This window comes from Mycobacterium sp. 1081908.1 (assembly GCF_001673535.1).
GTDB lineage: Bacteria > Actinomycetota > Actinomycetes > Mycobacteriales > Mycobacteriaceae > Mycobacterium.
The window spans coordinates 37,786-44,346 of sequence record NZ_LZLY01000049.1; the positions used below are offsets into that span (position 1 = coordinate 37,786).

The 6,561-nt window shown below is 66.0% G+C and carries 1 protein-coding gene (only partly in view); it reads left to right on the plus strand.

The genetic code is table 11. The features are described 5' to 3' along the window. On the plus strand, positions 1-6,561 hold part of the coding region annotated (locus tag A5655_RS07265) for a non-ribosomal peptide synthetase (protein ID WP_067007448.1) (this coding region is incomplete at its 3' end). 15,925 nt of the annotated region lie to the left of the window's left edge; 6,561 of 22,486 annotated nt are visible.

Genomic DNA, 6,561 nt, shown 5'->3' on the forward strand with positions numbered 1-6,561 from the left:
GCCACGGCCGCCATGAAGAACTGGGCGCCAACATCGATCTGTCGCACACGGTGGGGTGGTTCACCACGAAATACCCCGTGGCTTTGGTCGTGGATCACGACTCCCGGGCAACCCTCGGGGTGGTCATCAAGGACGCCAAGGAGCAACTTCGGGCCTTGCCGCAGGGGTGGACCTACGGCGTACTGCGCTATCTGAACACCGACGTCGACCTGAGCGGACCCGACCCGCCGATCGGATTCAACTACCTGGGCCGGCTGAAAGTGGCGGCTGACGCTTCGGTCCCCACTGAGGACTGGCAGATCGTGCAGCCCGGCGCGCCGTTCAGCGATCCCGCCCAAGCCGCCGTGGCCATGCCGCTGACGCATACTGTGGAGCTCAACGCTCTGACCGTGGACACCGGCTCCGGTCCGCAGCTGCGCGCTGAGTGGAGTTGGGCATCGTCCAAAGTCGATGCCGCCGAGGTCAGCCGGGTTAGCCGGCTGTGGTTTGAGGCGCTCGCCGACATCTGCGCGCACGTGCTGGATGGCGGAGGTGGGTTCACCCCGTCGGACTTCACATTCGCGCGGTCAACCCAGCCCCAGATCGAGGCCCTCGAACGGGCCTACCGGATCGCTGACGTGTTGCCGCTGACCCCGTTGCAGCAGGGCTTGCTGATTCACTCCAGTGACCCACGCGGCTCTACCGATCCCTACGTGGTGCAACTGGATATCGCGCTGGCCGGTCGGATCGATCGGCATCGTCTGCGTCAGGCGGTGCAAACCGTCGTCACTCGCCACCCCAACGTGGCGGCCCGATTCGTCTACGAACAGCTCGACCAGCCGGTGCAGGTGATTCTGGCCGATCCCGTTGTGCCGTGGCGGTTTATCGACCTGGCCAACGACGGCGCGCATCGCGCGGAACACATCGAACAAATCTGTGCCGACGAGCGCGCCGGCATCGCTGATCTGGCTCAGCAGTGCCCGTTGCGGCTCGCGCTGATCCGCACCGATCACGAAAGATACCGGCTCGTTTTGACCAATCACCACATCGTGCTCGATGGCTGGTCACTGCCGATCCTGTTGCGAGAGATTTTCGCCGACTATAGCGGCCAGCCCCTGCCTTCGCCGGTGCCGTATCGCCGCTATGCGGCGTGGCTGGCCGACCAGGATGTTGAGGCCGCCCACCGCGCGTGGCGCACCCTGTTCGCCGGCTATAAGGAGCCCACCCTGGTGGGTCCCCCGCAGCGATTAGAGTTCGCCGAGCGCTGCGCACAATCGTTTCAGCTGACCACGGCCAGTACCGGGGCGATCGCCGAGCTGGCGCGCGCGCAGCACACCACCCTCAACATCGTGCTGCAGGCGGCGTGGGCGCAGCTGTTGAGCCTGTTGACCGCCCGGCAGGATGTCGCGTTCGGCACCACGGTCTCGGGGCGGCCGGCCGAATTGGCCGGCGCCGAATCCATGGTGGGCCTCTTCATCAACACCGTGCCAGTACGCGCGGTGCTGACCGCGACCTCCACCACCGCGGACCTGTTGGCGCAATTGCAAAGCGTTTACAACAACACGCTTGAACACCAGCACCTGCCGCTGGGTGCTATCCACCGCCTCACCGGAAACGAGGCATTGTTCGACACCTTGTTCGTCTACGAGAACTACCCGCTGGACACCTCAGCCACATCGAATGTCCCGGGGCTATCCATCAGCGCGATCAGTGGCCGCGAGTTCAACCACTACCCATTGACCCTGCTAGTGATCCCCGGCCCGCAATTAACACTTCGAGTCGAGTACGCCACCGAGGTGTTCACCGCAGCCAGCATCGAGTTGTTGGCCGAACGCTTACAGCGAGTGCTGGCAGCGATGTGCGCCGACCCGGGGCAGCGGCTTTCCCGCGTTGATGTGCTCGAGGACGCCGAGCGCACCCACCTCAATACTGTTGGCAACCTCGCTGCACTAGCCCCTACCAATGCAGCGCTGTCGATTCCGGAGTTGTTCGCCACCCAGGTGGCCCGCACCCCGGACGCGGTGGCACTGGTATGTGGGCGAGATTCGAGGACCTACCTCGAGCTCGACGAGACGGCAAACCGCCTGTCGCACTGGCTGCTTGGTCACGGGGTGGGCCCGGGGGACATAGTGGCGCTACTTCTGTCTCCATCGGTGGAGGCGATCGCGGCTATCCTGGCGGTGCTGAAAATAGGGGCGGCCTACTTGCCCCTGGAGCCCAAACACCCCAAAGCGCGCATCGAGTTTGCCCTTACCGACGCCGCTCCGCTCGCCGTGATCACCACCACGGGGCTGCGGTCGCGGTTACGCGGGTCCGACCTGTTGGTCCTCGATGTTGACGACGCCGCCCTCAAAGCCCAGCCCGGCACCGCACTACCGGCGCCGGACGCAAATGGCATTGCGTATCTGATGTACACCTCGGGCAGCACCGGTATCCCCAAAGCCGTGACCGTCACCCACGCCGGCATCGCCGATCTGGTGGCCAGTTGTGCTGAACGGCTTGACATTACGCCGGAGAGTCGGATCCTGCAGTTCGCTCCGCTGGTCTTCGACGTGTCGGTGGGCAACCTGTGGTGCGCGTTGCTGACCGGGGCGGCCGCGGTGATTCCCGGCGCAGACGAATGCTTACCAGGCGAAGAGTTGACGAACCTAATTGCCCGGCAGCGCATTTCGCACGCCGACTTCACGCCGTCGGCCTTGGCCGTTCTTGACCCCGACCGGCTGGCCGGCGTGACACTGGTGGTGGCCGGGGAGGCCTGTCCGCGCGAGCTGGCCGATCGGTGGTCGCCGGGGCGCGTGATGGTCAATGCCTACGGACCGACCGAGGCCACGGTGTACGCGTCGATGAGCGCGCCTCTTTCCGCCGGGGCAGGGGCCCCGATCGGGTCGCCGATATCGGGCGCGGGCCTTTTCGTGCTGGACGGGTGGCTGCGTCGAGTGCCGGTGGGCATTGTCGGCGAGTTGTATGTCGCCGGTGCGGGGGTGGCCACCGGATACTGGCGCCGCAGCGCATGGACCGCGTCTCGGTTCGTGGCCTGCCCGTTTGGTGGCGCCGGGGCACGCATGTATCGCACCGGAGATCTGGTGCGGTGGCGCACCGATGGGCAGCTGGACTATGTCGGGCGTGCCGACGACCAAATCAAACTCCGCGGCCATCGCATCGAACTCGGAGAAGTCCGCGCCGCGCTGACCGCGCACGGTGGGGTCAAGCAGGCGGTGGTCGTCGTCCGCGAAGACCGCCGGGGTGACAAGCGCCTGGTCGCCTACATCACCGGACGGGCCGACCCCACCCAAGCCCGCACGGCGCTGGCAGACCGGCTGCCCGACTACATGATCCCCGCCGCCGTGATCGCGGTGGAGCAGATCCCATTGACCTCCAACGGCAAACTCGACACCCAGGCCCTGCCGGCCCCGGGTTACGCCGACACTGACCGCTACCGCGCCCCCACCACCCACGTCGAGGAAATCCTGACCGACATCTACGCGCAGGTACTCGGGCTCAAGCGTGTCGGCATCGATGAATCATTCTTCGACCTCGGCGGCGACAGCATCTTGTCGATCCGGGTGGCGGCGCGAGCGCGCGCGGCAGGGGTGCTATGCCGGCCGCGCGACATTTTCGTCGAGCGCACGGTGGAGCGAGTAGCTCGGGTAGCCAGGGTTTCCGCCGGAGCCGAGGGCCAGCTCGATGAGACTGTCCGGCTCACGCAGCTGAGCCAAACGCAGATCGAAGCCCTCGAACGCGTCTATCAGGTCGCTGATGTGTTGCCCTTGACCCCGCTCCAGCGGGGATTGCTCGTCCATACCAGCGACTCGGACGGTTCCACAGATCCGTATGTGGTGCAACTGGATATCGCCTTGTCCGGTGGGGTTGATCCGCACCGCCTGCATCAGGCGGTGCGGACCGTGGCGACTCGTCATCCGAACGTGGCAGCCCGATTCGTCCACCGTGAGCTCGCCGAGCCGGTGCAGGTGGTACCGGCTGATCCGGTGCTGCCGTGGCGGTTTATCGATCTGACGGGTAATGGGGCGGATCCCGGGGAGCAGATTGAGCGGATTTGTGCGGAAGAGCGTGTCGGGATTGCTGATCTGGCCCAGCAGTGTCCGTTGCGGGTGGTGTTGATCCGCACTGGTGTCGAGGATTATCGGCTGGTGTTGACCAATCACCATATTGTGTTGGATGGGTGGTCGCTGCAGATTCTACTGCGGGAAATCGTGGCCGTGTATGGGAGCCAAGCACTTCCGCCGCCGGTGCCGTATCGACGCTTTCTGGTTTGGCTGGCCGGTCAGGATGTTGAGGCCGCGCGTGGCGCCTGGCGCACTGTTTTTGCGGGGTTTGGGGCGCCGACTTTGGTGGGTCGGCCGGAGCGGTTGGGGTTCGCCGCGCGCGCTGTGCACTCGGCGCGGCTGTCTAACGTCGTCACCGAGGCGCTGCAGGGGCTGGCCCGTGCACAACACTCCACCGTCAACATTGTGCTGCAGGGGGCGTGGGCGCAGTTGTTGGGTTTGTTGACCGGTCAAAGTGACGTCGCGTTCGGGACCACGGTGTCGGGCCGGCCGGCCGAGGTTGCCGGTGCGGAATCGATGGTGGGTTTGTTGATCAACACGGTGCCGGTGCGCGCGACGTTGAGTCCGGCGATTACCACCGAGGACCTGGTGGCGCAGTTACAAAGAGTTCATAACGACACCGTGGATCACCAGCATCTGCCGCTGAGTGAGATTCACCGAATTACCGGACACGACAGCCTGTTTGACACCTTGTTCGTTTATGAGAACTATCCCTTGGGTTCCTCGCAGGATGCCGGGGAATTGACGATCACCGCGATCAGCGGTCGTGAGTTCAATCATTACCCGCTGACACTGCAGGTGTTGCCGGGTCAGCAACTGGGCCTGCGGATCGAGTACGCCACCGAGGTCTTCGACCCGAACAGCATCACCGCCTTAGTTGAGCGGTTGCGGCGGGTGTTGGCGGTGATGTGCGCTGATCCCCGGCGGCGGTTGTCGGCGGTTGATTTGCTCGATCAGCAGGACCATGCCCGGCTGGATGCTGTCGGTAACCGGGCGGCGTTGAGTAAAACCGTTGTGGGGACGTCGATTCCGGTGTTGTTTGCCGCCCAGGTGGCCCGCACGCCGGGTGCGGTGGCGCTCAGCTGCGCGGGGCAGCAGCGGACGTATCGCGAGCTTGATGAGGCATCGAACCGGTTGGCGCACCTGCTCGTTGAGCAGGGGGTAGGCCGGGGTTCGCGGGTGGGACTGTTGCTTTCCCGTTCAGTCGAAGCCATCACCGCAATTGTGGCGGTGCTTAAGACCGGGGCGGCCTATGTGTCGATCGATCCTGAGCATCCGCCGGCGCGTATTGGGTTTGTGCTCGCCGATGCTGCGCCGGTGGTGGTGCTCACTACCACCGGCCTGCGCGGGCGGCTGGCCGGGTTCGGCGTTGCGGTGCTCGATGTCACCGATCCACGGGTCGGGGGCTATCCGTGCACCGGTTTGCCCGGTCCAGCCCCGGATGATGTTGCGCATTTGATTTACACGTCGGGTACCACGGGTGTGCCCAAGGCGGTGGCGGCGACGCACCGTAATGTGACGCAGCTGTTCGAGTCGCTGGATGGGGGCCTGACGCAGCCGGGTCGGGTGTGGACGCAGTGTCATTCCTTGGCGTTCGACGCCTCGGTGTGGGAGATCTGGGGTGCGCTGCTGCATGGGGGGCGGCTGGTGGTGGTGGGCGAGTCGGTGACCCGCTCCCCGGAGGACTTCCAGGCGCTGCTGGTTGGCGAGCGGGTCGGTGTGTTGAGCCAAACCCCGTCGGCGGCAGCGATGTTGGATCCGGCGGGGTTGGGGCCGGTGGCGTTGGTGTTGGGTGCGGAGCGCTGCTCGGCGCAGGTGGTGGAGCGGTGGGCGCCGGGGCGGGTGGTGATCAACACCTACGGCCCGACGGAGACCACGATGTGGGCGTGCGCCACACCGGCGTTGACGGCGGGGGCGGGGACACCGCCGATCGGCTCGCCGATCGCCGCGGCGGCGTTTTTTGTGCTGGATGGGTGGTTGCGGCCGGTGCCGACCGGGGTGGTGGGTGAGTTGTATGTGGCCGGCGCCGGCGTTGCCGCCGGGTATTGGCGTCGTAGTGGGTTGACCGCATCCCGGTTTGTGGCATGCCCATTCGGCCCGCCCGGGGCGCGGATGTATCGCACCGGGGACCTGGTCCGGTGGCGCGTCGATGGACAGCTCGATTACCAGGACCGCGCCGATGAACAGGTCAAAATCCGCGGGTTCCGCATCGAGCTCGGCGAAGTGGCCGCCGCCCTGGCCGATGTGGCGGAGGTCGATCGGGCGGTGGTGATCGCCCGCGAGGACCGCCCCGGCGACAAACGGCTGGTCGGCTATGTGACCGGCACGGCCGATCCCGCCCAAGCCCGCACCGCGCTGGCCCAACGGCTGCCCGACTACATGATCCCCGCCGCGGTCATCCGGGTGGATCGGATTCCCTTGACGGTCAACGGCAAACTCGACACCCGCGCCGAAGCCGCCCGGCGCATCAAGGAAGCCGCCGACCTGGGCCCGCGCCACGGCCTGACCGGTGAACCGT